Annotated in this window: 23 protein-coding genes; 6 read left to right on the top strand and 17 right to left on the bottom strand. The window is 53.4% G+C overall.

Annotated features, from left to right (window positions below; all coding sequences use genetic code 11):
- Positions 1 to 93: 93 nt before the first annotated feature.
- Both J7I43_RS03680 and J7I43_RS03675 read right to left on the bottom strand, forming a co-directional pair.
- Positions 94 to 828: an ImuA family protein gene (locus tag J7I43_RS03680; RefSeq protein ID WP_209143358.1), complete on the bottom strand. Its 735-nt coding sequence runs from the start codon at positions 826 to 828 to the stop codon at positions 94 to 96.
- A 237-nt stretch (positions 829 to 1,065) separates the two neighbouring features.
- Entirely contained in the window at positions 1,066 to 2,115 is a 1,050-nt protein-coding gene (locus tag J7I43_RS03675) for a sensor histidine kinase (protein WP_209143356.1), read from the bottom strand.
- A 130-nt stretch (positions 2,116 to 2,245) separates the two neighbouring features.
- Here J7I43_RS03675 and J7I43_RS03670 point away from each other — a divergent pair, with 130 nt between their 5' ends.
- Complete coding sequence (locus J7I43_RS03670; protein ID WP_209143354.1) at positions 2,246 to 3,175, top strand: dihydrodipicolinate synthase family protein; 930 nt, start codon at positions 2,246 to 2,248, stop codon at positions 3,173 to 3,175.
- A gap of 134 nt (positions 3,176 to 3,309) precedes the next feature.
- Positions 3,310 to 4,803 (top strand): TlpA family protein disulfide reductase, encoded by a 1,494-nt coding sequence (locus J7I43_RS03665; RefSeq protein WP_209143352.1) that lies wholly within the window; start codon positions 3,310 to 3,312, stop codon positions 4,801 to 4,803.
- A 34-nt stretch (positions 4,804 to 4,837) separates the two neighbouring features.
- Here the strand turns inward: J7I43_RS03665 and J7I43_RS03660 are convergent, their stop codons facing one another.
- The 7 genes from J7I43_RS03660 to J7I43_RS03630 form a co-directional block, all read right to left on the bottom strand.
- A complete protein-coding gene (locus J7I43_RS03660) occupies positions 4,838 to 5,692 on the bottom strand; it encodes an NAD(P)-dependent oxidoreductase (protein WP_209143350.1) in 855 nt (284 codons plus the stop codon).
- A gap of 33 nt (positions 5,693 to 5,725) precedes the next feature.
- The gene (locus J7I43_RS03655) at positions 5,726 to 6,169 is read right to left on the bottom strand and encodes a hypothetical protein (protein WP_209143348.1); all 444 of its coding nucleotides are present in this window, start codon (positions 6,167 to 6,169) and stop codon (positions 5,726 to 5,728) included.
- Between the two features lie 5 nt (positions 6,170 to 6,174).
- The gene (locus tag J7I43_RS03650; RefSeq protein WP_209143346.1) at positions 6,175 to 6,528 is read right to left on the bottom strand and encodes a cupin domain-containing protein; all 354 of its coding nucleotides are present in this window, start codon (positions 6,526 to 6,528) and stop codon (positions 6,175 to 6,177) included.
- A 90-nt stretch (positions 6,529 to 6,618) separates the two neighbouring features.
- On the bottom strand, positions 6,619 to 7,044 hold the full coding sequence (locus tag J7I43_RS03645; protein WP_209143344.1) for a secondary thiamine-phosphate synthase enzyme YjbQ: 426 nt from the start codon (positions 7,042 to 7,044) through the stop codon (positions 6,619 to 6,621).
- Positions 7,045 to 7,178: 134 nt separating this feature from the next.
- On the bottom strand, positions 7,179 to 7,424 hold the full coding sequence (locus tag J7I43_RS03640; protein WP_209143342.1) for a hypothetical protein: 246 nt from the start codon (positions 7,422 to 7,424) through the stop codon (positions 7,179 to 7,181).
- A gap of 209 nt (positions 7,425 to 7,633) precedes the next feature.
- Positions 7,634 to 9,046, bottom strand: coding sequence for an alkaline phosphatase (locus tag J7I43_RS03635; RefSeq protein ID WP_209143340.1), 1,413 nt, complete (start codon positions 9,044 to 9,046; stop codon positions 7,634 to 7,636).
- A gap of 110 nt (positions 9,047 to 9,156) precedes the next feature.
- Entirely contained in the window at positions 9,157 to 10,812 is a 1,656-nt protein-coding gene (locus J7I43_RS03630) for an FAD-binding dehydrogenase (RefSeq protein ID WP_209143338.1), read from the bottom strand.
- A gap of 90 nt (positions 10,813 to 10,902) precedes the next feature.
- On the opposite strand from J7I43_RS03630, the gene J7I43_RS03625 reads away from it, so the two are divergent.
- On the top strand, positions 10,903 to 11,331 hold the full coding sequence (locus J7I43_RS03625; RefSeq protein ID WP_209143336.1) for a protein kinase family protein: 429 nt from the start codon (positions 10,903 to 10,905) through the stop codon (positions 11,329 to 11,331).
- A gap of 77 nt (positions 11,332 to 11,408) precedes the next feature.
- Here J7I43_RS03625 and J7I43_RS03620 read toward each other — a convergent pair whose 3' ends face one another.
- From J7I43_RS03620 to J7I43_RS03590, 7 genes are all read right to left on the bottom strand, one after another.
- Complete coding sequence (locus J7I43_RS03620) at positions 11,409 to 12,737, bottom strand: esterase/lipase family protein (RefSeq protein WP_209143334.1); 1,329 nt, start codon at positions 12,735 to 12,737, stop codon at positions 11,409 to 11,411.
- A gap of 223 nt (positions 12,738 to 12,960) precedes the next feature.
- Complete coding sequence (locus tag J7I43_RS03615) at positions 12,961 to 14,385, bottom strand: Gfo/Idh/MocA family protein (RefSeq protein ID WP_209143332.1); 1,425 nt, start codon at positions 14,383 to 14,385, stop codon at positions 12,961 to 12,963.
- A gap of 63 nt (positions 14,386 to 14,448) precedes the next feature.
- On the bottom strand, positions 14,449 to 14,940 hold the full coding sequence (locus J7I43_RS03610) for a DUF1772 domain-containing protein (protein ID WP_209143330.1): 492 nt from the start codon (positions 14,938 to 14,940) through the stop codon (positions 14,449 to 14,451).
- 106 nt (positions 14,941 to 15,046) lie between these two features.
- Positions 15,047 to 16,570, bottom strand: coding sequence for a DUF5689 domain-containing protein (locus J7I43_RS03605; protein WP_209143328.1), 1,524 nt, complete (start codon positions 16,568 to 16,570; stop codon positions 15,047 to 15,049).
- 45 nt (positions 16,571 to 16,615) lie between these two features.
- Positions 16,616 to 18,133 carry a SusD/RagB family nutrient-binding outer membrane lipoprotein gene (locus J7I43_RS03600; RefSeq protein WP_209143326.1) on the bottom strand — a complete coding sequence of 506 codons (1,518 nt, stop codon included), beginning with the start codon at positions 18,131 to 18,133 and terminating at the stop codon, positions 16,616 to 16,618.
- Positions 18,134 to 18,144: 11 nt separating this feature from the next.
- On the bottom strand, positions 18,145 to 21,402 hold the full coding sequence (locus J7I43_RS03595; protein ID WP_209143324.1) for a SusC/RagA family TonB-linked outer membrane protein: 3,258 nt from the start codon (positions 21,400 to 21,402) through the stop codon (positions 18,145 to 18,147).
- A gap of 632 nt (positions 21,403 to 22,034) precedes the next feature.
- Entirely contained in the window at positions 22,035 to 23,384 is a 1,350-nt protein-coding gene (locus J7I43_RS03590) for a glycoside hydrolase family 140 protein (RefSeq protein WP_209143322.1), read from the bottom strand.
- A gap of 106 nt (positions 23,385 to 23,490) precedes the next feature.
- Between J7I43_RS03590 and J7I43_RS03585 the strand changes: the two genes are divergently transcribed.
- From J7I43_RS03585 to J7I43_RS03575, 3 genes are all read left to right on the top strand, one after another.
- On the top strand, positions 23,491 to 23,694 hold the full coding sequence (locus J7I43_RS03585; RefSeq protein ID WP_209143320.1) for a hypothetical protein: 204 nt from the start codon (positions 23,491 to 23,493) through the stop codon (positions 23,692 to 23,694).
- Between the two features lie 113 nt (positions 23,695 to 23,807).
- Positions 23,808 to 24,110 (top strand): polyhydroxyalkanoic acid system family protein, encoded by a 303-nt coding sequence (locus tag J7I43_RS03580; RefSeq protein ID WP_209143318.1) that lies wholly within the window; start codon positions 23,808 to 23,810, stop codon positions 24,108 to 24,110.
- 109 nt (positions 24,111 to 24,219) lie between these two features.
- Positions 24,220 to 25,233: a LacI family DNA-binding transcriptional regulator gene (locus J7I43_RS03575; protein WP_209143316.1), complete on the top strand. Its 1,014-nt coding sequence runs from the start codon at positions 24,220 to 24,222 to the stop codon at positions 25,231 to 25,233.
- A 457-nt stretch (positions 25,234 to 25,690) separates the two neighbouring features.
- Here the strand turns inward: J7I43_RS03575 and J7I43_RS03570 are convergent, their stop codons facing one another.
- Positions 25,691 to 26,953: a hypothetical protein gene (locus tag J7I43_RS03570; RefSeq protein WP_209143314.1), complete on the bottom strand. Its 1,263-nt coding sequence runs from the start codon at positions 26,951 to 26,953 to the stop codon at positions 25,691 to 25,693.
- Positions 26,954 to 26,964 lie beyond the last annotated feature (11 nt).

Raw genomic sequence — 26,964 nt, 5'->3', positions numbered from 1 at the left:
CCTGTCCTTCTCTTCTTTTTCACCGTTACCACGCTGCTAAATAAGCCCTATGTGCAAAAATGTTTTCAGGCCAGACAAGCCTTCCCACTATCATTACCCCGCCTTCCTGTTCTGATCCGGCGCCGTGGAAACCAACTGCTCCGGCAGCATCGCAAACTGCCCGGCCGACCATTCTACTTTCCATGCACCGGGCTGACCATTGCGCACTTTCAACAGTTCCACATTCCAGCGCGGGAAACCAACGCCAGGCATCCCTTCTTCCAGCAGGCTGGGCAAAGGCCGCACCTTCCACTGTGCAACACTTGCAATCGTATTCAGCTTCCGCGGATCGGTACGCAGCAAAAAACAAGTGACACCGCTCTGCTCCACCACCAGCTGCACCCTCCGCGACTGCGTAAACGTCATGCCCGCCAGGTCCACGATCACCGCGGAAAGCCCTTCACATTTCAAACTCTCCTCCATCGCCCACAACACATCCTTCTCCCGCTGCAGGTCAACAAATATGAACCTGTCCGGCTCCACGCCGAACATTTTTAATGCAGGCGGAAAAAACCTGCGCGATGTACTGATCCAGATACAGGCGCCGCCACGCTGCATCAGCGTAGCCAGCAACCCGGCAATAAAACCGCCCGTCGCGGCAGTGTGTTCGGGCGCTTCCGTCAGAAATTCGTGCAAAGCACCGGTAGGGAAAACTGCATGGGGGAAAGATCTTGTAATCGCTTCCAGCCCTACATTCACAGCAGCGCCATCGCTAACGGCCCTGTAACCCTGCAAAGAAAGGATCTCCCTTTGCAAGGCAGCAATAATATCTGCTTTGCCACTGTTCATGTCTGTAATGGTTAAGGATGCTCAATTTATTAGCAATAATACTAAATTTTTTAGTATTCAAAATAATAATGCCTGGAAAAACTTCCTTCCAGGCATATATTGATGATATATTACCCCTTTGAGACGATCCTGGAGGATAATAAAGAAAGCTATGCCAGCATTGAAGAAGTGACGCAGATGAGGCGGACATGAGCCGGACTTGATCGGGGGTTAAAAAAGTATCAGCTGAGTAATATCTTATGCTGAAAACCTTATCGAAAAAATATGCGCCGCATTCCCGAACCGGTATACAACCTGCCAGCCATAACGCCCGCAGATCTGCTTTACCAGCGCAAGCCCCAAACCCGTGCCGGGCGATTGAGACGATGCGGTACTGAAACGCCTGAACAGCTGCTCTTCCTTCAACCCCACTTCTCCCGGATTACGAACCGTTAAACTGTCCGGGGCCAGGCTCAGCACGATCTTCCCGCCTTCAGGACTGTAACGGATCGCATTGGTCACCAGGTTATTGAGCAGTATTTCCACCAGTATCCTGTTACCTTCCACTTCCACCCCATGCCGGATGTTTGTTTCCAGTGAAAGCCCCCGGCCTTCCGCCAGCGTGGCGAACAACGACGCATTATTGTCCAGCAAAGCCGAAAGGTCGATCCGCTCCCGGTCCATAAACTGGCTGTTCTCGATCTTGGTGAGCAGCAAAAGATTTTTATTGATGCGCGTTACCCTGGCCAACGCCCGGTTCGCATCTTCGATGATGTTGTATTGTTCGGTCGTAAGCGATTTGTTTTGCAGCAACAGGTCTAATTTCGACTGCACGATGGCCAGCGGCGTCTGCAACTCGTGCGAGGCATTGTCCGCAAACTCCTTCTGCTGCGCATAAGCGGCGATACTGCCGTCTATCAGCCTGTCCAGCCCGTGATTCAACTCTGAAAATTCCTCGATATCCGTTTCGCCGAACATGATCTTTTCCTGCCGCCCCAGGTCGAATTTTTTGATTTGCTCGAGGCTCCTGTAAAAAGGCTGCCACAACCGGTTCGATATTCTCCGGTTCAGCAAAATAAAACCGGCGAGCATGAGCGCAAAAAACAGCACGGTCAATACCGTAACGGCCAGGATGATAAGGTAACGGTCTTCCCGGCCATCTTCCGCCGAAGGAATAATATTATGCTCGTCAAATTCATATCGCAGCAGCAGGCTGATGGTGATGTAATACACCGGGATGCTGAACGCCAGCACAATACCGGCATAGATCAACAGTTTTTTCAGCGAGCGGTCCAACAACTTGTTCATATTACCAAATATACCATGTTCCATCGTTCCGCCACAGCCGGCTTGGAATAATTAATAATGGAAAGCGGCAATTCTGTATTAAATTGGCTGTCGATTTTTTCCCAGGTCTGTTTCTTTATAAAACATTATCATGATTCCTTTACAAAGCCGCGGGATACGCGGCAACTGGGCTACGCTGCTGCTGCCCATCGGTACGGACGACAACATCGATTACAGCCGGCTGGCAGACGAGATCGACCTGCTGACGGGCATGAAGGTAGACGGCATTTATTCCAACGGCACGGCCGGCGAATTTTACAATCAAACCGAACAGGAATTCGACGAAGTGAACCGCATACTGGCCGAAAAATGCAATGCCGCCGGCGTCCCGTTCCAGGTGGGCTGCAGCCATATGAGCCCGGTCATTTCTCTCGAAAGGCTCAAAAGGGCGGTGGCGCTTGCGCCTTCAGCCATCCAGGTGATATTGCCGGACTGGTTCCCGCCAAAAATGGAAGAGACCGTTTCGTTCCTCCGCAAAATGCAGGAAGCCTCGGGCGATATCGGCCTGGTGCTGTACAATCCGCCGCATTCGAAAGTAAGACTGAGCCCGTCGGATTTCAAAACCATCCGCGAAGCGGGCATTTCGCTCGTGGGCTGCAAGCTGCCCGGGGGCGATGCGGCGTGGTATAAAGAAATGCTTTCGCTGAACCCGGGCCTGTCCGTATTCATTCCCGGCCACCACCTGGCCACGGGCGTACGCGCGGGCGCGCATGGCGCTTATTCCAACGTGGCCTGTCTGAACCCGCTTACGGCGCAGCAATGGTACGACAGCATGCAGACGGACATGGAAGGCGCGCTGGAATTGGAATCGCGCATCCAGCGGTTCATGAACGAACAGATCGTGCCGTACATCACGCAGAAAGGGTATTCCAACCAGGCGGTAGACAAATTCCTCGCGGCCGTTGGCGGTTGGGCGGAAGTAGGCACCCGGCTCCGCTGGCCTTACAAATGGATCTCCGAAAACGAAGTGGAAGACGCCAGGAAAATATGTAAAGACCTGTTGCCGGAGTTTTTTGCGTAACGGCTCAAACGTATCAGGAAAGGCTTCCGTGAGGGAAGCCTTTTTTATGGCATTTCCCGACCGGTTCGTCACAGGTTTGGGCGGTTCCGTCACTTCCCGGAAAAGGGGGGCGGAAGCCGTGTTATTTTTATTCCATGAAAACAATCTGTTGTCTGGCACTACTTCTGCCGTTAGCTCTGCGGCTCCCCGCCCAGTTCACCCTGGGCGGTAAAACGCCGCAAAAAGGCGATACCCTTGTACAGGTGAATACGCCCGTCGTGTATGGGTTTAACAGGGAAAACACTGTCGATATCTCCATCGGTAAAACGGGAACGTTTAATGTTATCCTTCCCGTGAAAGGGCAAAAATTCGTGTCGCTGATATACCGCAGGCAGTTTTATACTCTGCTGCTTACGGAAGGGAAAGACCTGCGCGTTGAACCGGGCGAAAAAACACTACGGATAACCGGTGGTACCGCTTCCCCTGAAAACCGGCTGCTGCAGCAGCTCGATATGGACACGCCGCCGTTTTTTATGAGCGATACTTCACTCGCAAAACTTTCCCCTGAAGCGTTAAAAGAAAAAGTGCTGCAGCCGTTTATGGCGAAGCAGGAAGAAAAATTCAGGCTGATCAACGCCAGCAACATCAGCGCGCGTGATAAAAAACTGGTGGCTTCGGAGGTGAAATACCTCGGCTACAATTATCTCAGCGATTTTGCAAGAACACAACTCCGCGACCGGGAAACCATTAACGCCTTTGTTATCGAAGTGTTCGACCATTGCATGATAGATCCTGAATTTGTACCCGCCGGGCCGCAGTATTACGCTTTTGCAGATAATTATCTCCGTTACCTCGAAACAAAAGCTTTCGTGAAGATCCGGAAAGAAAACATCCCGCCCGGTCAGCCCATTCCCTATTTCGGCATCAGCCTCGACAGCGCCAACACGCTCGTTCAGAAATACGGAAAACCCTACTGGCGCTGGATAGGCAGTCTCCGCCATTTCCCGCAGGACGTAACGGAAACCTATACCTTCCAGGAGATCAAAAACCAGTACTACGACAAAGACCTCAACCAGGCGCAAAGCCTCGCAAGCGCTTTTATGCAACGTTTCCCGAAAAGCCGCTACAATAGCGAGATCCGCGGCATGGTCGCCGAATTGCAGAACAGGCTTTCCGCCAATAATAACAATGAAAACATTGTGCTGGTGAAAGATTACAACAACGTACGATCCATTTACGAAGTGATAAAACCGTTGAAAGGAAAAGTGGTGTACCTGGACGTCTGGGGCACCTGGTGCGGGCCCTGCAAGGAAGAGCTCAAACATCTGCCCGGTCTCAAAGCCGCATTCGCGGGGAAAGACGTTGCGTTCGTGTACCTGGACATGGACGACGAAAGCCGCGACGCGCTCTGGAAAAATTTTATCCGGGTCAACGACATGGAAGGCGTACATCTCCGTAAAAACCGCCATTCGATCGCGCCGTTCTGGAAGGAGTTATTGGCCGGTCATCCTGACAAAGCCGAATATTACCCGCAATATTTTCTCTTCGATAAAAATGGCAAACTTGTGGTGAGCAAAGCCAGAACGCCAAGCGAGAAAGGCGCTTTGTACGAACAGATCAACGCTGTTCTGAATAATAAAAGCGAATAAAAAAGGCTCCCGCAGGAGCCTTTTTTCGTTGGGATTATTTTATCGAATCTTTCGCGATCACCGTCCAGTCGCTGGCGCCGAATCCCTGCCCGATCATTTTGTCCATCTGCGCGGCGATGGCGGGCAATACGGTCAGCGAACCGTTCTGCGCATTCACGGTATCGATGAATATCTGCGTGTCTTTCCGCGCCATGTTCAATTCCCAGGACGCATTGTTGTAATCGCCGCTGCTCAGGCGCTGCAGGCGGCCGCTGAGCATTTGCGCGGGGTTCCAGATACCGAGCAGCGAGCCGATGTCTTCCGCGGAAATACCGAGCGCTTTACCGAGCGACAAAGTATCGGACAAACCGGCTACAAACGCCACCAGGAAGCTGTTCCCAATCAGTTTCATACCCGCGGCCTTTCCTTCTTCCGGGCCGAGGTTGACGAGCTTTCCCGTCATTTTTTCCAGCAGGGGCTGCACCTGCCCGATCACCTGCTGGTTCCCGGACACGAGCATAAAACCGCTGCCTTCGCGGGCATTTGCGGGGCCCATGAATACGGGCGCATGGAGATATACAAAACCTTTTCCTTTCCATTCCTTCGTGCGCTGGCGCGCGCCTTCGGCGGTGGTAGTGGTATGGTCGATGATGACAGCGCCGGGCTTGAGGCCGGGAGCAGCCGCGGCCAGCACTTCGTCCACCGCCGCATCGTCTTTCACCGTGATATGCACGTAATCGGCGCCTGTTACGGCTTCAGCCGCGGTAGCCAGCACCGTTGCGCCGGATGCTTCCAGCGCCTGGGCCCTGGCGGGATTGCGGTTCCACACCTGCACTTTCTCTCCTTTCTCCAGCATCGCCTTTACGAAATTCGCGCCAAGCAGGCCCATGCCTAAAAATGCTTTTGCCATGTTCTTTTTTATTTAAAGTTAAGGACTAACCGTTTATTGCATCATTGCCAGCGCTCTCCGCACAATTTCCAGGTCGCTGGCGCTGGTGAAGCCGCCAAAGCCCGCGGCGATCATTGTGCCGTCGGGCAGGGCGAGAGGCTGGCCGCCTTCCCAGCCGATGAGGTCCGGGCGGCGGATGCCGTATTTGCCTTCGTCTATTTCCTTGTTAAACACCTGTCTTTCATATTCGCCGGTAGGCAGGCCGGTGATCCATGCCTGGCTGGCCTTGATCCAGGCTACGCGGTAACGCTCGCGGGCCATGATGGCGTCTGTTCCGAACATTTTGCCGTACACGCGGCCTTCGGGGTCGAGGATGCAAACGGCCGTGCCGCCTCTTTCTTTTTCTCTGTCTTCTTTCCGGGCCATGTATTCGGGTATCAGCGCTTCTACTTTGTCGATCAATGTGTTGATGAAAGTGGCGATCTCGGGATATTGCATGTCGTTTATTTTCCTGTTAAAAAATCTTCGCGGAGAGGCGTGAATACGTCGATCAGCACGCCGGGCTCGAGACATACGCAGCCGTGCGGCACGTTTGAAGGCACAAAATAGCCGTCGCCGGTATGCAGCGTTTTTTTCTCGCCCCCGATGGTCAGCTCGAAAGAACCGCTTTCAACATAACTGGCCTGCGTGTGGGGATGCTGGTGCATATCGCCAACCGCGCCCTTTTCGAATTTCACTTTTACCAGCATCATGGTTTCGTCGTAACCGAATACCTGCCGCTGGATGCCCGGTGCGGCGTTTTCCCAGGCAATGGCCTGGCTGTACTGGTAAATCCCGCTTTGTATTTTGTTGCTCATAAGAAAAATCGCTCCTGTTAAGGGAAGCTAAGGCGCTAAATTACTAAATGACCGTTACTTCCTTCCATTACGTTTAAATTGTCCTTCAGCCTATTCCTCTCCCCATGCCGTAATCACCAGTTCGCGCGGGCCGCCGTGGTTGCGGTGCTCGCAGAGATAAACGCCTTGCCAGGTGCCGAGCGCCAGCTGCCCGTTGCGCACCGGGATCATCACAGAACTGCCCAGCAGCGAGGCTTTCAGATGAGCGGGCATATCGTCCGCGCCTTCGTAATCGTGCTCGTAATCCGGGTCGTTTTCCGGGACTGTTTTGCTGAAATACATTTCAAAATCCTTCCGCACGGTAGGGTCCGCATTTTCGTTGATGGTAAGCGAGGCGGAAGTGTGGCGGATAAATACCTGGCACATGCCGGTCTTCAATTCGCGCAGCTGCGGCAGCGCCTGCAACACTTCGGCGGTAATGAGATGAAAACCGCGTTTTTTTTCATGCAACCGTATAAATGCCTGGTGGATCTTCATTCTGCAAAGATAAAAAAAGAAGGCCGTCTTGACAGACAGCCCCTTTTCCTATGATAACCATTATTCGAAGCCATTAGTAGATGACCTGCGGTTCCGGCCTCATCGCTGCGGAGAGTGCCGTTTTTTGCAGGAGTTCACAATATTCGTTTTATTGAAAGTCCCCGTGAAACGGCCGTTCCGGCGAAATTCTGTTCGCGGCCTGTTTTACGGATAAAAGATTTATTGGGTACCGGAAATATCGCTGGTGAGTGATCGTATATTTTCCTGACGCGAAATGCGGCCGCTTTTGCAAACGCCGTGGCAAACAAACCTGATAATGCAATTGCTGCTCCCGAATACGCCTTGAAGCGCACCCGCACACGAAGGATAAAATTCTTCATAGGCGTCGATGGTTATTGAATAGTTCGCCCTGTCCTGAGTATTGGGCCGGGGTGTCTTGCACTAAGGTAATGCCGGGAAAAGCCGTCGCTGCTAGTGCAAGTACGATAGCCTTGTAGTAGTTGTACTACGGTCGCTTCAGCCGTAACGCAGGCAAAAGGGCCGGTCGAATGACCAGCCCCATAAGTTCCACTATAAATACCCCCGCCGTCTATGCCTTTTTTACGCCGGCGGCTTCCAGCATCAGGTTATGCAGTTCTGTATTTTTCATGAAGGGTTTCAGCAATTCGCTGCCGGGGCCGAGCATGGTCAGTTCCACATGATCGCCCGAATGGTCCATGGAAGCCCAGCGAACGGTGGTATAATTGCCGAGCATCTCACCCAGTTCTTTAAACGGCAGCTTCGCCTTGTTGTAAAGTCCTTCACCGTCGGGCCGGGCGTAATGGCCCAGCAGCTGCCGCGCTTCATCGGGGCTGATCGTAAAGCCCAGCGCGGCTTCCACCCTTTCCCTCACCTGGCTGGCCGTAAAATCTTTGTTGATGCCTTTCAGGATCCAGTCGTTGGTGTGTTTGAAACCGAAAATGCTGTCGAATTTTTTATTGTCTTTGCTGCCGCCGAAGATGCCGGGGTTGGCGTTGCCGTGATCGGTGGTAATGATAATGAGGGTGTTTTTGTCTTTCTCCGCAAAATCGACCGCCACCCGGATCGCTTCGTCGAAAGCCACCTGGTCGTAGACCAGGCCGCCGAGGTCGTTGGAATGTGCGCCCCAGTCTACCTTTCCGCCTTCCACCTGCAATACGAAACCCTTTTTGTTTTTATTGAGACGATCGATGGCGTTTTTGGTCATTTCTGCCAATGTTGGGATCGTAGCCTGGAATTCCGTGTCTTGTATATGATCGATGCTGTAAGGAATGGCGTCTTCATGAAAAACGGCCATCAGCGGCTGGCCTGCCGCGCCATCCAGCATTTCCTGCTTTGTGCGCGCCACGCTGAAGCCGGCTTGCGCGTATTTTGCGAAAAGGTCCTGTTTATCCGGGCGTTTTTCCGCGCTGAAAAATTCCGTACCGCCGCCCATCATCACATCAAAACGGAGCTGGAGATATTGCTCCGCGATCCCGGGTTGTGCGTTGCGGCTGGCGTTGTTCACGCAAAAACCGGCCGGGGTAGCGTGGGTGATGGGCACGGTGGTTACGCAACCCGTGGCTTTTCCGGCGGCTTTGAACTTTTGAAGAATGGGCGTGTTAAAAGAGCCGTCTGCATTCACGTTGAGCATTCCGTTCGGCACGCGTACGCCGCCGCCCCAGGCGGAGCTTCCGGCGGCGGAATCGGTAACCAGATTGTTGGCGGATGCCGTATCCATCAAACCTCTTTTTGCCTTGCCCTGTTCGTACAGTTCCATCCAGGCGCTGGAGCGGCCTTCTTTCCTGTGCAGCAGTATATTGGTCATAGACAAAGTGCCGATGCTCATGCCGTCGCTGACGAGGAAAATGATATTGCGGGCGGTGGTGCCGTCCCATTCCCCGTTTTTAGTTTCCGTTCCGGAAGCCAGCAGCTGCGCGGGCGCGAATATGGAAGCGGCTAAGGCCGCGAGGGAAGATTGTTGCAGAAATTGTCTTCTTTTCATTGCGAGGTAACGTTGAAGCGGTAAAGATGCTTACGTTACGCGAAATATCACGGCCAGGCGTATTAAGGTTTTATTATTTAAACGTTACGGAAAAACAAAACCGCCCCGGCCTATTTAACCCCCAATATCCCCCTCGCCGCCGTTCTTCCCGAAAAAATACATCCGCCCAGGAAAGTGCCTTCCAGCGCACGATAGCCGTGCATGCCCCCGCCGCCGAAACCGGCGGCTTCGCCCGCGGCGTACAATCCTTCCAGCGGTTTTCCCGAAAAGCCGAGCACCTGGCCCTGCAGATTGGTTTCGAGGCCGCCGAGCGTTTTGCGGGTAATGATGTGCAGCTTCACCGCGATGAGCGGACCGGCGGAACGATCGAGCAGTTTGTGCAGCGGCGCGGTGCGGATGAGCCTGTCGCCGAGATACTGGCGGGCGTTGCGGATGGCCGCTATCTGCAGGTCTTTGCAGAATTTATTGTCCAGTTCGTTGTCGCGGGACCTTACTTCCCGCAGCACCTGTTCATAATCCAGCAATGCTTCCGGCGTCAGTTTGTTCATGCCTTCCACCAATGTTTTCAGATCGTTGGCCACCACAAAGTCTTCCCCCTTTTCCTTGAACGCTTCCACCGGGCCGGTGGCCTTTTTACCGGCGGCGCGGCCCAGCACCTGTTTCCAGTCTTTGTTGGTTAGGTCGGGGTTCTGCTCCGAGCCGGACAATGCAAATTCTTTTTTGATGATCTTTTGAGTGAGGATGAACCAGGAATAATCGAAGCCTGTATGACCGATGTGTTGCAGCGTGCCCAGCGTATCGAAACCGGGGAACAGCGGCACGGGCAGTCGGTTGCCGCGCGCGTCCAGCCAGAGCGACGAAGGGCCGGGCAATATCCTGATGCCATGGTTCTGCCAGATGGGCGACCAGTTTTTGATCCCTTCGGTGTAATGCCACATGCGGTCAGGATTGATGATGCGCGCGCCGGAAGCTGCGGCTGCTTGCAACATGCGGCCGTCCACGTAATGCGGCACGCCGCTCAGCATATGCGCTGGCGCGGGGCCGAGCCGCTCCGGCCAGTTTTTGCGCACGAGATCGTGATTCGCGCCAATGCCTCCTGAAGTGATCACTACCGTTGACGCCCCTACGTAAAAATCGCCGGTAATGGTTTCCGAGCTGCGCTCCCCCCTGTTTACATTGGTAGGTTCCAATATCACGCCGCGCACGCCCTTCACTGCACCGTTCTCCACCACCAGTTCCGTAACGCGGTGCCTGAATTTCAATTCCACCATTCCTTTTTTTGCCGCCTCCTTCACCCTTTCCGCAAACGGCTCCATCACTCCCGGGCCCGTGCCCCAGGTAACATGAAAACGCGGCACGGAATTACCATGCCCTATCGCACCGTAACCGCCGCGCTCGGCCCAGCCCACCACCGGGAAAAACCGGAGGCCGTGCTGCCTGAGCCAGCTGTATTTTTCACCGGCTGCAAAATGTACATAAGCTTCCGCCCATTTGCGCGGCCAGCGGTCTTCTTCCCGGTCGAACGCCGCGGTGCCCATCCAGTCCTGCAGGGCCAGCTCAAGACTGTCTTTAATGCCCATGCGCCGCTGCAACGGGGAATCTACCAGGAACAAACCACCCAGCGACCAGAACGCCTGCCCGCCGAGGCTTTGTTCGCCCTCCTGTTCCAGCAGCGTTACTTTCACGCCGTTTTCCGCGAGTTCTTTTGCGGCCACCAGGCCAGACAGGCCGCCGCCGATAACGATCACTTCTGCGCTTTGTTTCATCGTTAAAAAGTATTGTTACTGAATATCGCATTTTTCCGGCGATCCGGGAAACGTAAAAATTGTACATTGAAAGCTCAAAAAACGTATCCTTTGCGCAAGGTTTATCCCGTCTTTCTTTTGCTGTTATGCTGCGCCTGCAACAATCGTTCTTCCCCCGCAAAAACAGACAGCTTCGTCGTGGCGGATACCATTCATCCCGCGGCTCACAATGCCGAACGGCCAGGTTCTTCCACGATCCGCACTACGCTGGATACCGGGCTGCTGTTAAGAACATGGGTGGCCCATCCCGGCCCGGAAGCGCCGCACGCGGACTTTCAAATTTCAAAAGAGCATTTTTTCATTGTAGATTTTGATGGAGACGGGGCGATGCCTTACAAACTGGAAGACCGGAAACTGACGATCTATTATCCTGAATATATTGCCGAATGCGAGATACTGCTGCTGAACAAAGACAGTCTGAAGATCATGTGGAGCGATTACCCGGAAGGGCCTGTGGTGTACACGATCTGGAAGCACTAACCGCGGCAGCGTGCACCGGTAAAGAAAAAGACGGCCATCCCGGCCGTCCTTTCTTTTTAAATGGACATCCAAACTTTCTATTCCATCTGCGATAACAGTTTCGCGATATTCGTGTAGAACGGCCGTACGCTTTGCGGATAACCGATGCCGATCACATCAAAATGATCGTAACCGTTATATAAGCCGATGTGATTCCAAACGCCTTTCTGAAGCGGCATTGCGGGATTATATTCCACGAGCGCGGAACCTTCGGGGCCGCTCATGCCATACACGTTCGCCGCGCCATCGTTTGGCCACCATTTCGAATCGATGGTTACTTTGCCGGAACGCGTGTAATTGCCGATACCTTTCAGCAACGGCACCGGGAAAGAAACGGCCATCAGTGCGGGGAACATGTCGGGGCGCGGATATTCCCACCCTGTCAAAATCCCTCGCAGCGAGGCTTTCGTGGAAATGGAAAAATAATAGACGTTACGCGAATCAGGTTCGGCAACCTTTCGTTCCAGCGCCGCTTCGGGCGTAACATCGTGCCCGGAATAATCGGCTGTTTGCCAAATGGCGCTTTCTTCCACCCGTTTCGCATAAGCCAGCCAGTTTTCACCGGGCTTTTGTTCCAGTCCCCATTGTTCAAGACTGAAATCATAGATCTTATCTACCCCCGGGAAAAGCCCGGCCAACGCGGCAACGGAAGTGATCAGCTGCCGCACGAAAGGAATGTAACCGTCTTCCAGAATGTAAGTCAGCGTGGCGCCGTTGTGCGGCGTACTGATGGTGGTCACCGATTTCACCCAACCGGTCTTATCGCCGTTAAAAACCGGCGAATGGTCCGGCTGTTGACGCTCCGCGGCATCTCCCCGTTCCAGCAGCGTAACCAGTTTGCGCACGGTAAGGCCTCCCATGCTGTGGCCCAGCAAATGAACGGGATGATCCGCATCCCACTCCGGGTAAATACCAGGATAATAACGGCCTTTCATGCGGCTGTGACCGTATTGACCGCTGTGAAAGCGGCCATAATCCACATGACCGCCTTTGATGTAATAATAAAGCTCCACCGCGCGGTCCCAGTTGCTGCTGAAAGGCCCTACCTTGGCGGCAAACGCGGGATAGCCGCTTTCGGTGAGGAATTTCGGGATATCGTCGAAGCCGCCCCAGTAGCGGTATTTATCGAGCATATCGCCGGGACCGATGCCGCCGAAACCATGCACCATGATAATCGGGATATTGCCGGCCCTTGCGTTTTGATGTTTACCGCCGGGCGGAAGAGGGATCGGTTTGCCGATGGGCGTAACCGGCTCGTCCGCAAGTGTTTCTTTGCCGCCGGGTGGAGGCGTTGCGTCGGAAATCTCTTTTTTGCAGGCTGCCAGTATAAGAAGAAAGCCGAACAGGGGAAGATAACAATACTTCATAAGCGAAATTGAATGAGAAAAAAGCCCATGAAGGCCAGGGTTTACAGGTCACAATAAATTTTAACATTCGCAGGATGATTCCGTGCTAATCATTTGTTAATGGGAAAAATCACAAACATAACAGTGAAGAGAGGGCTCAGCGGGTTTTCCAAAAACTATGAAAATCTGCAAAAAAAGAGACGGCCCAAACGGCCGTCTCCCGGAATATTTCGCATGCAATGCACTACACTTTGTAGTACTGCTCCCAGCCTTTGCGCGGCGGCGGGCCAATGAGCAGCTCGTTTGCATGTTTGTTGTTCGTGATGATCTTTTTCGTGCGGTCGAACTGGATCTTTTCACCGGTCCATTGGGCCAGTACGCCGAGGCAGAACACCTGGCTAAGCGGGCCCGCGATGGAGAACGGGGAACGCGTTTTTTCTTCGCCTTTACAGGCTTTCAGGAAGTTGGCGAAGTGGTTGGACGGGCTTTTCGGTACTTCGGGCAGTTTGGAAGCCATTTCCTTCGCTTTTTCTTCGGGAATGATGGAAAGCGTGCTGCCGTGGGAAGCGCCTTTGAAGGTCAGGTCTTTGCCGTAAATGATCTTGCCCGGGTTGAGCTTGGCGGGTTTGATGGCGCCGGTGCTCGGCGGCGGGATATTCGGGTCCAGTCCGGAAACGCCATAACCGGCGGGGATCGGCGGCAGGTTGTCCAGGCCGTCGTACCATTTTACTTCTACCGCGGGCATGTTTTTGCGCTCGGGGAATTTGAAGCTGAGCGTGGTGCTCATGGGGTAGAAGAAATTATTGTGTCCGTCCAGTTTGAGCGGGTCTACTTCGTAAGGCAGGCCGAGATCGAGGAACTGGTGGGCGGTATCGAGGATGTGCGCGCCCCAGTCGCCGAGGGCGCCCATGCCGAAGTCGAACCAGCAGCGCCACTGGCCGTTCACAAAATCTTTATTGTAGGTATGACCTTGTGTGGCCATCTGCCAAACGTTCCAGTCCAGCGTGGAAGGAACGGGCTCGGCCGCGGGGAATGATTTGATATTCGGGTCCCATCCGTGCCAGCGGCGCGGAGAGTTCATATGCGCGTCTATGCGGGTCACGTCTTTGATAATGCCTGCGTCTACCCAGGTTTTGAACTGGAAATAGTTCGCGTCGGAATGGCCCTGGTTGCCCATTTGGGTAACCACTTTCGGGTGTTTCGCGGCAGCTTTCATCATCAGTTCCACTTCGTTGAAAGTACGCGCCATCGGTTTTTCGCAATACACGTGTTTGCCGAGGCCGATCGCCATCATGGTGATGGGGAAGTGCGAGAAATCGGGCACGCCTACGGTTACGGCGTCTATCTTGTTGCCCATTTTGTCGAACATTTCCCTGAAGTCCTGGAAACGAGGCACGTCGGGGAATTGTTTGAGGATCTTCTGGGTATGGGGAGCGCCCATGTCCACATCACAAAACGCTACAAAGTTGGCCAGGCCTGTTTTGGCGAAAGCCTCGGTGATTTCCCCGCCGCGGTTACCGATACCGATACAGGCGAGATTTACTTTGTCGTTGGGCCCGATCCTGCGCGGGCCTCGCTGGCCGGCCATCAGGATGCCGGGAGTGGCCGCCGCGGCGGACGCCAGCATCGCTTTTTTAAGGAACGACCTTCTGGAATATTCGTTGTTCATCTAAGAGGAATTTTAAAATGAGGTTTCCAAAGTATAAAAAATAAAATTGCGTCGCTAATTATTTTATACCAGCGGCCCTATAGCGGTTATTTTCCGGTATTTCAACACGCAAAAGATCATCGCCACGAAACTTCCCCCGCCCGCCAGCGTGCGCGCGAGGTTAAACCAGTTCCAGCGGCGGAGGTGCTCCAGCCATCCCTCCGGCGGGGCTTCGGGCGGCCAGCTGCGTATCAGGCCGTTGATGGGCACATTGCCAAACCGGGTGACCAACAACGCCGTGACGGCAAGCAAACCCGCCGCCATGGCCAGGTCGCGGGCTGCCTTTTCCTTGCGCGCCAGCCAGGCAAACCAGAGCGGCATCGCGAAACCCAATGCCATAACGGCCTGCATGGAAGCGGAATTGTATTTCATTAAGTGCACACGATACACCAGGTGCACGGCGGGCGGCACATCATAAAAAGCGGGCACCATATTGAGCGCACCGTAATAAAAAGCGCCAGCCAGCAATCCGGTGCACAGCAGCGCGAGGAAAAGTACCAGGGTTTGTATCCGCATATGTATTTCGTTTTCGTTATTCAACATCACAATATACAACGAAAACGAAACAAAAAAGGGCTACCCCTGATCGGGTAACCCTTTGCTCCGAAAGTTGGCAAAAAATCTATTCTAAAAGCTTGGTGGCGCCTTCGCCTTCCAGTTCTTCGATGGTCGTTTGTTTGGTCATTTCGAAATTGATATGCTGGCGTGCTTTCATCCAGCGGCCGAGGGTGACGTTGTACTCACCGCCGAGCATGTACCAGAAACCCACGTCCGCGGTATTGTAACCGAGGCAAAGCATATTGGAGCCTTTGGTGTAATAGGCCTGGCTTTCGAGGGTGATCGGATTTTTGATATCGTAATAATCCGTGTTGGTGATCTTGTATCCTCTTTCGGGAGGACCAGCACCCCAGAGGCTGCCGCCGTTGTGGATAAAGAGCACGTCTACCGGGCGGGAATCCACGGTGATGTTCGTGCCTTCGAACACTGCCACGCCGCAGGCGTTGCCGCTGTTCGCCATCAGGCCGCCGGTTTTGTTGCCGAAGCCGTCGCCGTCGGTGTTGGTGTAGTTAAAATACCTGATCCAGTTGGAAGATGAGATGTCTGTAGAGCCGGAACCGTTAATCTTCCTGCCGGAGCCGCCAACATAAAAGAAGGTGCCTTTTGCCGCGTGGCCGGTGGTAAGGTTGAATTTAAACGTGCGCATACTGCCGGTGGCCCATCCTGCGATCGGGGGGCCGGTGGGCGTAGAGGCGTTTGCGTTATTGGTGGTTACGAGCGAGAACGGCGTTACGGAGAAGTCGATGTCGCGGGTAGCCATCAGCTGGAAGTATTCGTAGTTGCCGTCGCCGCCTTTAACGTCGGTCACCATGCCGGTGATGATCACCGGTGCAATGGTAATGTCCGAGCTGAGCAGCACCACATCGTCCGGCGTGCGCATATGCAGCTGCGGCGCCACGGAATCTTCGGTTACCTGTTTGTTGAAAGGAATGCAATAATAGTTGGCCAGCACGGGTGCATCCACGTTGGCGATCGGGCTGGTGGCCTCCGTATGCAGGTTCACATAACCGAAACCGTCGTTGAGCTTTTTATCGCCGGACAGTTTATCGCCGGGCTGTGGCAGCGGGTCGAAGCCGCCTTTTACGATCACTACCAGGGAACTTTCGTAGTTGTCCGGGTTAGCCAGCAACTTGTTCACCGGTACGCGGTTTACCGCAATGGGCTTGCCGGACGCTACTTTGGTGATATCGTCCGCCGTTACGCCGGTTACCTGCAGCACGGTGTTCACTCTTTTCAGCGTAGCGCCTTCCACGTTCACGATAACGGAATCGCCGGGAACATAGTTGGCCGCGGCCGCGCCGAGATCGATGGAGATGCCGCGAAGGCCGATGCGGCGCGCATCCTGGATGCACAACAGGCCCGCGGGCAGGTTGCCTGCCGAATGGTCGGATACTACCACGCCGGTGAGTTTGTCCGAACCGAACATTTTGTCTTTGGTAAGCGTCACGTCTTCCCCTTTGTACAGGCTCCGGAGATCGTACATCGAGAAGTAGGGGCTTACCTGCGCCCCGGGATAATTATCGTCCGCGCAGCCCCACAGGAAGGCCAGCGACAGTAAAAGGAATGAATATATGAGCGTTTTTTTCATTATGCTTTTTTTAGTGCGTAACAACTAGTCTTTGATCATCAGGCATTACGGTTTCTGCCACCATACCTGTGTGGAAATCACATCCGGTCCCTGGGCCGCAACGGCCAGTTTGTAATTGGTAGGATTGGTGGATTGCACGTACACTGGATAGGTCATCCTTGCGGGCATCACGCCGCCGTTCCTCAAACCTGCGCCTTTCGGCAGCACCGGGAGGCCGGTACGGCGGTATTCAAACCACTGCTGCATGTCTACCAAAAAGAGCGCGTAATATTTCTGCAAATGGACCATTGCCATTTTTTGTTCTTCGGTATATGCATCGTCCCACTGGATGTCCGCATCTGTAAGATAAGTGGTGGTGTTGGCGGTGGGCCATGCGGGCAGCCAGTATTGAATACCGGCGTTCACGCCGTTGAGGTATTCCGTTCCCGCGTTGCCGGTAATGATGCCTTTTACCATCAGCTCAGCTTTAATGAACCTTATTTCCGCATAAGGGAAGATCAGGCCGGTCATGGCATCGTTCATCAAAGTAAGGGCGCTGGTGGTGGAATAGAAATAGGAACGTTTCACCGGGTTCTCTCCTGGCGCGTAACCGCTGGGAACGCCAACGTAAGCGCCCTGCGAAGGTGCGATGCGCCACCTGTTGGCGGTGCCGCCGCCCCATGTGGGAATGTCGATGCGGGGATCGTTCCAGGAAACGAGGTTTTTGATAAAGAACTCGGCGATAGCGGGAGAAGAATAATCCTGCGCGCGCACGCTCATCAGCGGCGATACAAGCGCTCCCTCACCGGTCCATTTCAACACGGCCGATTCGGCTACGGAGTTGATCAGCGGGTATTTGCTGGCGCTGGCGCCGAGCATGTCCTGGATCTTGGCGATCACTTCCGCCGATACGTCTGATTTATGCGCTACCCTTAGCAGCAGGCGGAGATACAACGAGTTGCCGAATTTGCGCCACAAGGCCGGGTTGCCGGCATAAATGGGGTCCGCGGAAGTCATTACAAGCGTAGGGGCTCCGCTGGAAAGAATGGTATTAGCCTCTTCCAGTTTTTCGAAGATATCGAGATAGATCTCTTTCTGGCTGTCGAACACCGGCTCGAAAATGCCTTGTTCTTTCGCCAGGTTAGACTGGGAATAAGGCACGTCGCCGTAAGTATCGCTGAGGATGGAATACATCCAGGACTGGCAGATCAGTGAAATGCCCTTGTAGGTCATGCTGTCTTTTTCATGGGCGTTCTTATAAACGTCCTTGATATTGGTCAGCTCCGAATACAGCCCGTTATAGAGATAATCGGCCCAGTTGGAACGGAAATCGTACCTGAATACTTTACCTTCCGCGTCGCTGGCGTCTACGGTCACCTGCATCAGTTCGTTGTTGAAGTTGCGGTTGCGCAGCTGGAGATATCCCATCGTGCTTATCAGCGCGGGCGGCAGCAATTGCTGCGGCAGCGCCTCCGGCGAGTTGTTAGGGTTTGTATTGATTTCTTCGAAGTCTTTGGTGCAGGAAGTAACGATCATACTGATCAAAACTGCTGCCAACGATAATTTATAGATGATTCGCTTCATTCTTTTTCAAATTAAAATCCAACAGTAAGGTTTAAGCCCATAGTGCGGGTAGACGGGAACTGACCGGTTTCGAAGCCCTGAACGATATCCGTGCCGGACATGGTACCGAACTCGGGATCGAATATCGGCCAGTCGGACCAGATGAACAGGTTACGGCCGTAAACGCCCAGGGTAGCTTTTTGCAGGCCCAGTCTTTTCAGCATGCGCGCATTGAGCGTATAATCGATGCGGGCTTCCCTGAATTTGATGAAGTTGGTGCTGAAAGTGCTGCCTTCCGCATTGTCGATACCGTAATGCGAGCGGTAATATTCGTCGATGTCGGTAGCGATCACGTCGTTGGGACGGTATTTCCCGTCTGCATCCATTACCACGCCGTTGCCGATGATGCCGTTGTAACGGCCGGGCAGCGTTTTGGTCAGTTTACCCTGTTCGGCGAGTTTGTAGTGCATCAGTGAATGCGCCACGCCGCCGTACTGCCCGTCGAACTGGATGCCGATGCGGAAACCTTTGTAAGAAAATTCGTTGGTGAAGCCCAGTTTCCATTTCGGGATGGTGTTGCCGAGATATACCACATCCTGCGAGATCAGCGCGAAGCCGGTTCTCGCATCGTATACGATCTGGCCATCGGGGGAGCGTACATATCCCCTTCCGTAAAGATCGCCCATGCTGCCGCCTACGCTGGCCACGATCTGGCCGCCGCCCACGGGGCCGGTTCTCAGCACCACGGAGCTGTCTAACAATTCTTCAACCCTGTTCCTGTTAGCCGAAAACACAACGCTGGAGGTCCATTTGAAACCGCTGCGGGAAGAAACCGGCGTACCGTTCAGTGCAATTTCAACACCCTGGTTACTTACCTTGCCGGCATTGATCAGGATCTGGTTGTAACCGGAAGCCCTGTCTACAATACGGCGAAGGTGCTGGTCTTTTGTGGCGCCTGTATAAACTGCCACGTCGAAGCCCAGGCGGTTCTTGAACATTTTTGCCGCAACGCCCGCTTCATAGGAGTTCGTTCTGAGCGGTTTCAGGTTCGGGTTAGCCAGCAGGGTCGGGTTCTGCAGGCCGGAAGAAAGGCCGCCGGCCCGTTCGTAGGTGTAGGCCGTGAGATAAGCCGCGGTGTTGCCGCTGCCCACGCTGGAAGCGGAGAACCTGATCTTTGCGTAGTTGAAGGCCTCGGGAAGTTTCGCTACTTCAGACAACACAAAGCTGGCGTTGGCGGAACCGTACATAAAACCCGCGCCATCCGAGCGTAGCGGGGTCGCCAATACGCTGTTATAGTCCTGGCGGCCGGTGAAGTCTACAAACAGGTAGTCTTTATAACCAAACGCCAGCATTCCATATCCGCTGTTGATGGCGTATTTGCTGCTGAAAGGCATGGTCACGAGCGTGCCCGCGGCGTTTGCCATGCTGTAAACGCCGGGGATGATCAGCGAATCCGCGCGTAATTCATCCTTCGTATAATTGTTCCGCAGAAGGCTGCCGCCGAGCGTGCCGGAGATGTCGAAGTCTTTGCCGATCTTTTTGCTGTAACGCAGCAGGAAGTCGGTGGTGGATTCCATACCGAAGATGTTCTGCGTGCGGTAGCTGCCTTTGGAAAGTTTGGTGCCTGCGTCGTACGGGCGCTTCTGCGCACGGTTTTCGTAAGCCATGTCCAGCGAGGTTCTCACCATCAGGCTCAGGTCTTTCGTAAAATTATACGTAGCCGAGATGTTGCCTGTTACGTTATGACGGTTGGATTCGTTGATAAACTCGTACGCCACGGCGTAAGGGTTTTCAGGATAGCTGCTGAAAGGGAATTTGATCTTCCTTTTTTCATCGCCGGTTACCCAGTAATCGCGCAGCCAGTCGAGATCTGCGTTCGGCTGCCAGAAGATGTACCAGTACATAATGGACTGGTTGCCATAACCGGCGCCTGGCAGGTTGTCGCTGGATTTGTTGGTATAGTTCACTTTGGCCGCGATCTGCAGCTTGTCGCTCACTTTTGAATTGACGGACAATGCTACGGTGTTACGTTTGTAACCGGTGTTGGGCATGATCCAGCTGTTGTTCACGTTGGTGATGGAGAAACGGGCCGATGTTTTTTCGGTGCTGCCGTCTACGCTCACGGAGTTGGTATAGGTTTCGCCGGGGCGGAAATATTCGTTCACTTTATTCGGATAAGCAACCCAGGGCGTTCTTTCTTTGCCCACGCCCTGCAATTTCGGGTCGTACTGGAAAAAGTTCTGGCCTTCGAAACGGGGGCCGTAGGCGGAGCTGGTGCCGCTGGTGCTGCCGCCGTCTGCCGATGCGCCGTAGGAATAATAATTCATGCCTTCGAGGCCCTGGCCGTATTCGAACTGCAGGTCGGGCCAGCGGTTCACGTATTCGCGGGAAGCATTGGAATTGACGGTTACGCCAAGACCTTTCTTTTTACCGCCGCCCGATTTGGTGGTGATGATCAATGCGCCGCCTGCACCGCGCTGACCGTACAGCGCCGCAGCGCCGGGGCCTTTCAGTACGGTGATGGTCTCAATATCGTCGGGGTTGATATCGTTCAGGCCGCTGCCGTAATCCGCGGGCATGTTGTCGCTGCCGGTACCGTATACGCTTTCGCCGGAAACCGCTGTGCGCGCGCCGCTGGCGTTGTTGATCACCACGCCGTCTACCACGATCAGCGCTTCGGTAACGCCGGTGAGATTGCTTTCACCGCGCAGCACGATCTTGTTGGAACCGGTAGGGCCGCCGCCGGAGCGGATCAGGTTGAGGCCCGCCACTTTGCCGGAAAGCGCGTCCGTCCAGTTATTGGAGATCGCATCGGTAAGCTGTTCGTTTTTCACCACGGTAGCGGAATAACCCAGCGCTTTTTCGTCGCGTTTGATACCGAGGGAAGTTACCACCACTTCGTCGAGGCTTTTGGGGTCGGGCAGCAGCTGCACGTCAAGGCGCTCCGTTTTGGTAACGGCAAACTCACGCGGCAGGTAGCCGATGAACGAAAATATCAATGAATTGCTGCCGGGAATAATCAGGGTATAAGTACCGTCGGGGCCGGTTACCGAGCCTTTGCCACCCGATTTGGTTTTGATGTTCACCCCGATCAGGGCTTCTCCTTTTTCATCCGTCACTCTACCTCTCACCACAATATTGGAATCTGCCTGGTATGCAGCGGGCGCAGCATATTCCGTTGTTTTGGCTTCCGGAAAAGAAGCGCCAGGATGTTTGATGTCAGCCTTACCAAACGCAATGCTACTGGCAAACAATTGCAGGCCGGAGATAAGTAGGAAAAAATGTTTCATTCAACAAAATTTTGTAAGTAATTATAACCCCGTTATAACAGATGAAAAAGATGGAAACGACGATGCAGTTTTAAAAACGTTTTAAAATTTCAGTTTATTTATTGGCCGCAAAGGTAGGCGGAGCCGTTTTAAAGTCAATGTTAAGTGATTATTAAGTCCCGATAATTCCGCAGGGACGGGGGAAAATGTGTGGAAATGGCACAGAATAGTCCACTGCGGCTCATTCCTGGAAAAGCGACGTATTACATTCATAGCGTTACTGACTTTGGTCTGTTACTTTAAAGGGACTTAAATAAACTGGTACGGAAAATTGACAACCTGCCTGCGGCGGTAAGGCCGGGCGGCATACGTGAAATTCTAAAAAACCCGGCTTCCAAGCCGGAAACTCCCGGAAATCCTTGCTAATGATGCATTATACCCGGTTTTCAGCCGGACATATCGTGGAACCCGTCTGCTTCGACCTCATCTTCAAAAGGGACAATGCTAAAGTAGAGAAAAAACGAAATTAAACAAAATTAAAATAAAAATAATTATTCAAAACACAATATGAAATATAGCGAAAGAAAAAGCTTTCACAAATGAAATAGTCCTGATCATAAAACAAAGCGGGAATCGTAAAAAAGAGAGATGGGTTATAAAGTGACAGCACGCGCCGCATCCTGCAGCACCAGCACCCAATCCTGCCCGTAACCCGACGAAGGCGGCCGGAAAGTATGTTGCCCATGGTTATCAATCATTTCAGCAGGTTTATATTGCCCGTTGCGCGGGTTGAACCAGCCCGTTTGCAGCCTCGCGCCGCTTACCCGGCCCAGGTTCACCGTAAACGCCCGGCCCGTACAGGTATAGATATAAACATAATCTTTCCCCCGCAAGGCCTGCACCCGCACCGCCGCCGGCAGGCCGTTTTCCTTCACCAGCGACTGGTCCGGCTCACGGCCCTCCGCCGGTGATGCCTCCATCAGCTTTCGCACGAACGCCATTTGCTTCGCGCCCGGCAAGTCCATCGCCTGCCGCCAATACACATGCGGCCCGTTCACGGCTTCCCTCCCTTCGGCATAAAACTGCCAGATGTCATGACAGCCGTAAGTATGACCGAAAGCCCCGGCAAAAAGATCGAGATAGGCGTACATCCGCACATCGTACGCCGAGGAAGTGCCGAGGTCGGCGGCGTTGAAACATACGGGATGGTCTTCGTACAGCGGTTCCCCGTCCAGTACAGGTTTTACCGGCTCGCGGTCGTATACGGATCTGATCTTGTCGTACACCGCCGTATTCCTGCAATGGCCGTTCTGGAACATGTTGAAGCTCAGCCAGCTGTCGTTATGGAACCATTCCGCTGAGCCGGCGGCATTGGGCTGAGGGTGAAAAGTAATAAGCGGGCGGCTTTCTTTCCCCACCCCTTCCAGGATGCCCGCGGCCATTTCGCGCCAGATGGTTACATGCGTATCGTTTTGCGGGTTGCGGTCGCCACCGAGTATCCATATTATATTTTTCCTGCCGCCATACCGCTTGCCCAGCCAGCGGCCGTACACGCGGGCGTTCTGCGGGTTAAACACTTCAGGGCCTTTCCCCCACGACGACTTCCACACTTTGTCGCCCCAGGTGGGCAGCAGCCCGATCACCAGGCCGTAACGGTCGGCCAGGCCGATCAATGTGTCTGCATATTTAAAATAGGCCTCGTTGGGTTTTGCGGGATCATTGTGCTGCAAAGGAAGATCGCCGTTGGCATTGGGCGTGGCCAGCCCGTCGAATTCCGCGAGCAGCACCGCCTGGATTACGGTAAACCCTTGTTCCGCGCGATGTTTGAGGTATTCGTCAGCCTCGTTGCGGTTCAACCGGTGGAACAACTCCCATGCAGTGTCTCCCAGCCAGAAAAAAGTTTTACCGTCGCGCAGGAGGTAACGGCCGTTATCGCTCACGCGCAGCTGGGCCTGGCAAAATGTTGAAACGAAACAAAGGATAAGGAGGAAGCGGATCTTCATAACATGCGGATTGCTGATCAAAATACAAAAAATACGATCAACCGTACGGGTGGCACAGTTTTGGCCGCTTTTACACGGAAACGTATTGTTCATTTAAATGATCGTTATGGCACGCAGAACCATCGGCAGCAGCGGGCTCGAACAAGGCGGGCCCAATCTCGGCAACGATTACGGCAGGAACATCACCCGCGAGGTAACGGCCGACGATACGCAGAAGATCGTCATTCCTAAAAAGAAAAAAACGACGGCCCGTAAAACCGCTGCAAATAAAGCGCCCGGGGCCAAAGCCGCCAAAAGAAGCGGCCGCTGAGGGCATGTAAAATAGTTTCTGAAAAAGCGCTCCGCAAAGGGGCGCTTTTTGTATCCGCCGGAAAGCGCAAGCCGGCCCGTATTTTGTACCTTTGCCCGAAATTTCAAGCAAAGATGTCCACACTCAACGTAAATATTCCCCATCAGCTGCCGAAAGAAGAAGCACAGGAAAGGATCAAAAAACTGCTGACCAACCTGAAAGAACAGCAGGCGGACAAAGTTTCCGACGTAAAAGAGAACTGGGAAGGCGACAATGCCACTTTCTCCTTTAACATCAAGGGTTTCGATATTTCCGGCGGCATCCAGGTAAATCCTGAAAGCGTGGATATCCAGGGCGAGCTTCCTTTTGCCCTCTCTTTTTTCAAAGGCATGATCTCCGATCTTATTTCCTCGAAAGCAAAAGAGCTGCTTGCCTGAGCGGCGCTGAAATAGTAGTTTTTTATACCATTTGACGGCCCGGCAGCCGCCGGCGCCGGCAAAATAATATTGCTGCTGGCGGTATATTTTCACTATCTTTTAGTCCGATATGAAAAGTAGTGTTGTCACTATCAAGGATATAGCTGAAAAACTTAAAGTGTCGCCCTCTACCGTATCCCGAGCATTAGGCAATCACCCGCGCATTGGCCTGAAAATGCGGATGCAGGTGCAGGCGCTTGCCCGCGACATGGGCTACGAGCCTAATTCGCAGGCCATTTCATTCAAACAGAAACGCACTTCCATTATTGGCGTCATTCTCCCTTTCATCCGCGAAGATTTTTTTTCCTCCGCCATCAGCGCCATCGAAATGGCCGCCATCGCACAGGATTACACCATCCTTTTCGGGCAAAGCCTCGACGATCCCGAACAGGAAAAAAAGATTGTGGCGGCTATGAAAAAGCAACGGGTAGACGGTTTGATCATTTCCCTCAGCAAATACACCGTTAATTACGAACACCTTTTATCGCTCAATAAATATGGAATTCCCGTCGTGTATTTCGACAGGGTGCCGCCGTTTAAAAGCGCGCATAAAGTGTTCTGCAACATGCACCGCGGCACCGTGCAGATGGTGAACTGGCTGCTGGCCGCCAAACACAGGCGCATCGCGCTGATCAACGGGCCGGACAGTATGCCTGCCAGCAAGGAAAGACTGGTGGGTTACATCGAAGCGCTTTCGAAAAAACAGATCAAGGTGGATATGCAGCTGGTGGAAACCACGGACCTTTCCAGCGAAGAAACTTCCGCGGCGGTTGCGCGGCTGCTTCGCCTGAAAAAGCCGCCCACGGCTATTATCAGCTTCAACGATTATGTACATATGGATGCGGCGCGCTACGCGCAGCAGCAGGGCGTGAAAGTGAACGAAGACATTATTTTCGCCAGCTACGCCAATCTCCCCGTTACCAGTTACATCGCATTCCCGCCCGCCGCATCGCTTGAACAATTTCCGTTCAGGCAGGGCGAAAAGGCCATGGAACTGATTATCCGCGCGATGCACGAAGAACAGTCAGACGAGTTTTATACCGAAGAGATTCTCCCCGAACTCGTGTTCAGCATACAGAAATAAAAAACGGTTGGCAGGGAAGGATAATGTTGTGTTAAAAGAAAACAATAAAGAGTAGCATCTAACGGCTGCTTATGGCGATGCTTATCATCAAAGTGCTTACAATTTTTAAAGAGTAGCAAATAACAGTCCCGCGGCGGTTTTACACCACCACCCGTATGAAAACGTTAAAAGGATGAATCGTTTTTACGACGTCTGTGCTTGCGTATTTTTTCTCTCTCAGTTTGTGCTAATCAGTTGTACTATCAAGGATATCGCTGGTTGACAATTCAAATATAAGTCAGGAATCGATCCGAAAAATGCGCAATCGTTTGTGCAAATTTGCATGGTGCGCACGGGGTTTTTATGAAATGGATTGCATGTTATAACGCACGCCGGGCGAAGATGCCAACAAAACAATACCGGCCGCTACATCCGTAACGGCCGGTACTGGTCCCGTCTGGCATGAAAACGGAATGTTTTACCAGTTATACGGATACTCGTTCACCCATCTGAAACCGCGGCTAACAAGCCTGAAAGTGCGGTGATCGAATTTTTTCAAACGGTATGTTACGGTGTCGTTGTTCAGTACGCCATCCAACGTAAGATAGGTTGAATCAAGCGTATAACGCATCACGTTTTTGCGCGAAGTATCGCCCGGGGTAAATACCGTTGCGGTTTTCGCCGTCGTATCTATATCGAAGGCCAGGGCTTTCAGCGAATCGTTCATCAGTTTCACCTGCGCATAATTCGCGAACTGGATGATGACCTGCCGCCAGCGCGTAGTGTCCGTCATCAGCGGCGGTATCGTATCGTGGTTGCGCACGAGCAGTTCGGTGTTGTAAATGCCATACAACGGCGGGCGACTGGCGGCGGCGCCATATCTTTTGGCCCCGCTCATCGAGTTCGCTACCTGCGAATACAGCACCAGGCCGATAAACAGGAATTTCACCACGCCGGCCGTAATGCGCAGCCAGCGTTTGTTCAGGTAAGTGCGGTATACTTTCGGCTGTACGGTTTTGTTGAAAAGGAACAGGTTGCCCAGCCGCCGCATGTCCGGCGCCATCAGGAACAGCGAGACCAGCAGCAGGAAAGAGGAATATAATTTCACCGGCACGTCGAAACAGAAATTGATCGCTACCACGTTGAGCATTACGAACGCGCAAAGCACCGATCCCATCAGCACGGTACGCCTGAACAGCAGCAGCATGCCCGAGATCACTTCGGCCCAACCGGCGAACGCGCTGAACGCCGCCGAAAACCCAACGTACGACCAGGCCAGGCCCATCGGGCTTTTGTCGCCAAAAGGCTGCACCAGCTGCGACAGGAAAGGGGAAGGCATCTGCAGGTGAAACACTTTCGCGAAACCGTACACGCCCATCATATAAAACATATAATACCGCAAACCCACGCGCAGCCAGTGATGCAGGGCATCGTAATTCCGGCGGCGCCTGTCCGCCGCAGACCAAACCAGCGCAGCCGTAACAGACAGCACCGCCATGCAGAACAATTTTACATAATCGTAAGTGGTATCGCCGCTGCCATTGGTGAAGATCGTGATCTTACCGGGCAGGTGCAGCACGTGCTCCCCCACCCAGGGCACGGCCTGGCGCCAGAGAAATTCATATCCTTCGCCCAGGTACGGGATAAAGGAAAAAGGAATATACAGCACGAAAAAAACGAAGAAGAACCGGAAGAGCAGCTTTTGACCGGAGCTCCAGGTGCGGGATAATTGTAAAGACATAGGAATTGCAA

Origin of the sequence: Chitinophaga chungangae (assembly GCF_017742215.1) — a bacterium.
In the GTDB taxonomy this organism is placed as follows: domain Bacteria; phylum Bacteroidota; class Bacteroidia; order Chitinophagales; family Chitinophagaceae; genus Chitinophaga; species Chitinophaga chungangae.
The sequence above is the reverse complement of the archived record's forward strand: the minus strand, read 5'-3'. Positions and strand labels throughout refer to the sequence as shown.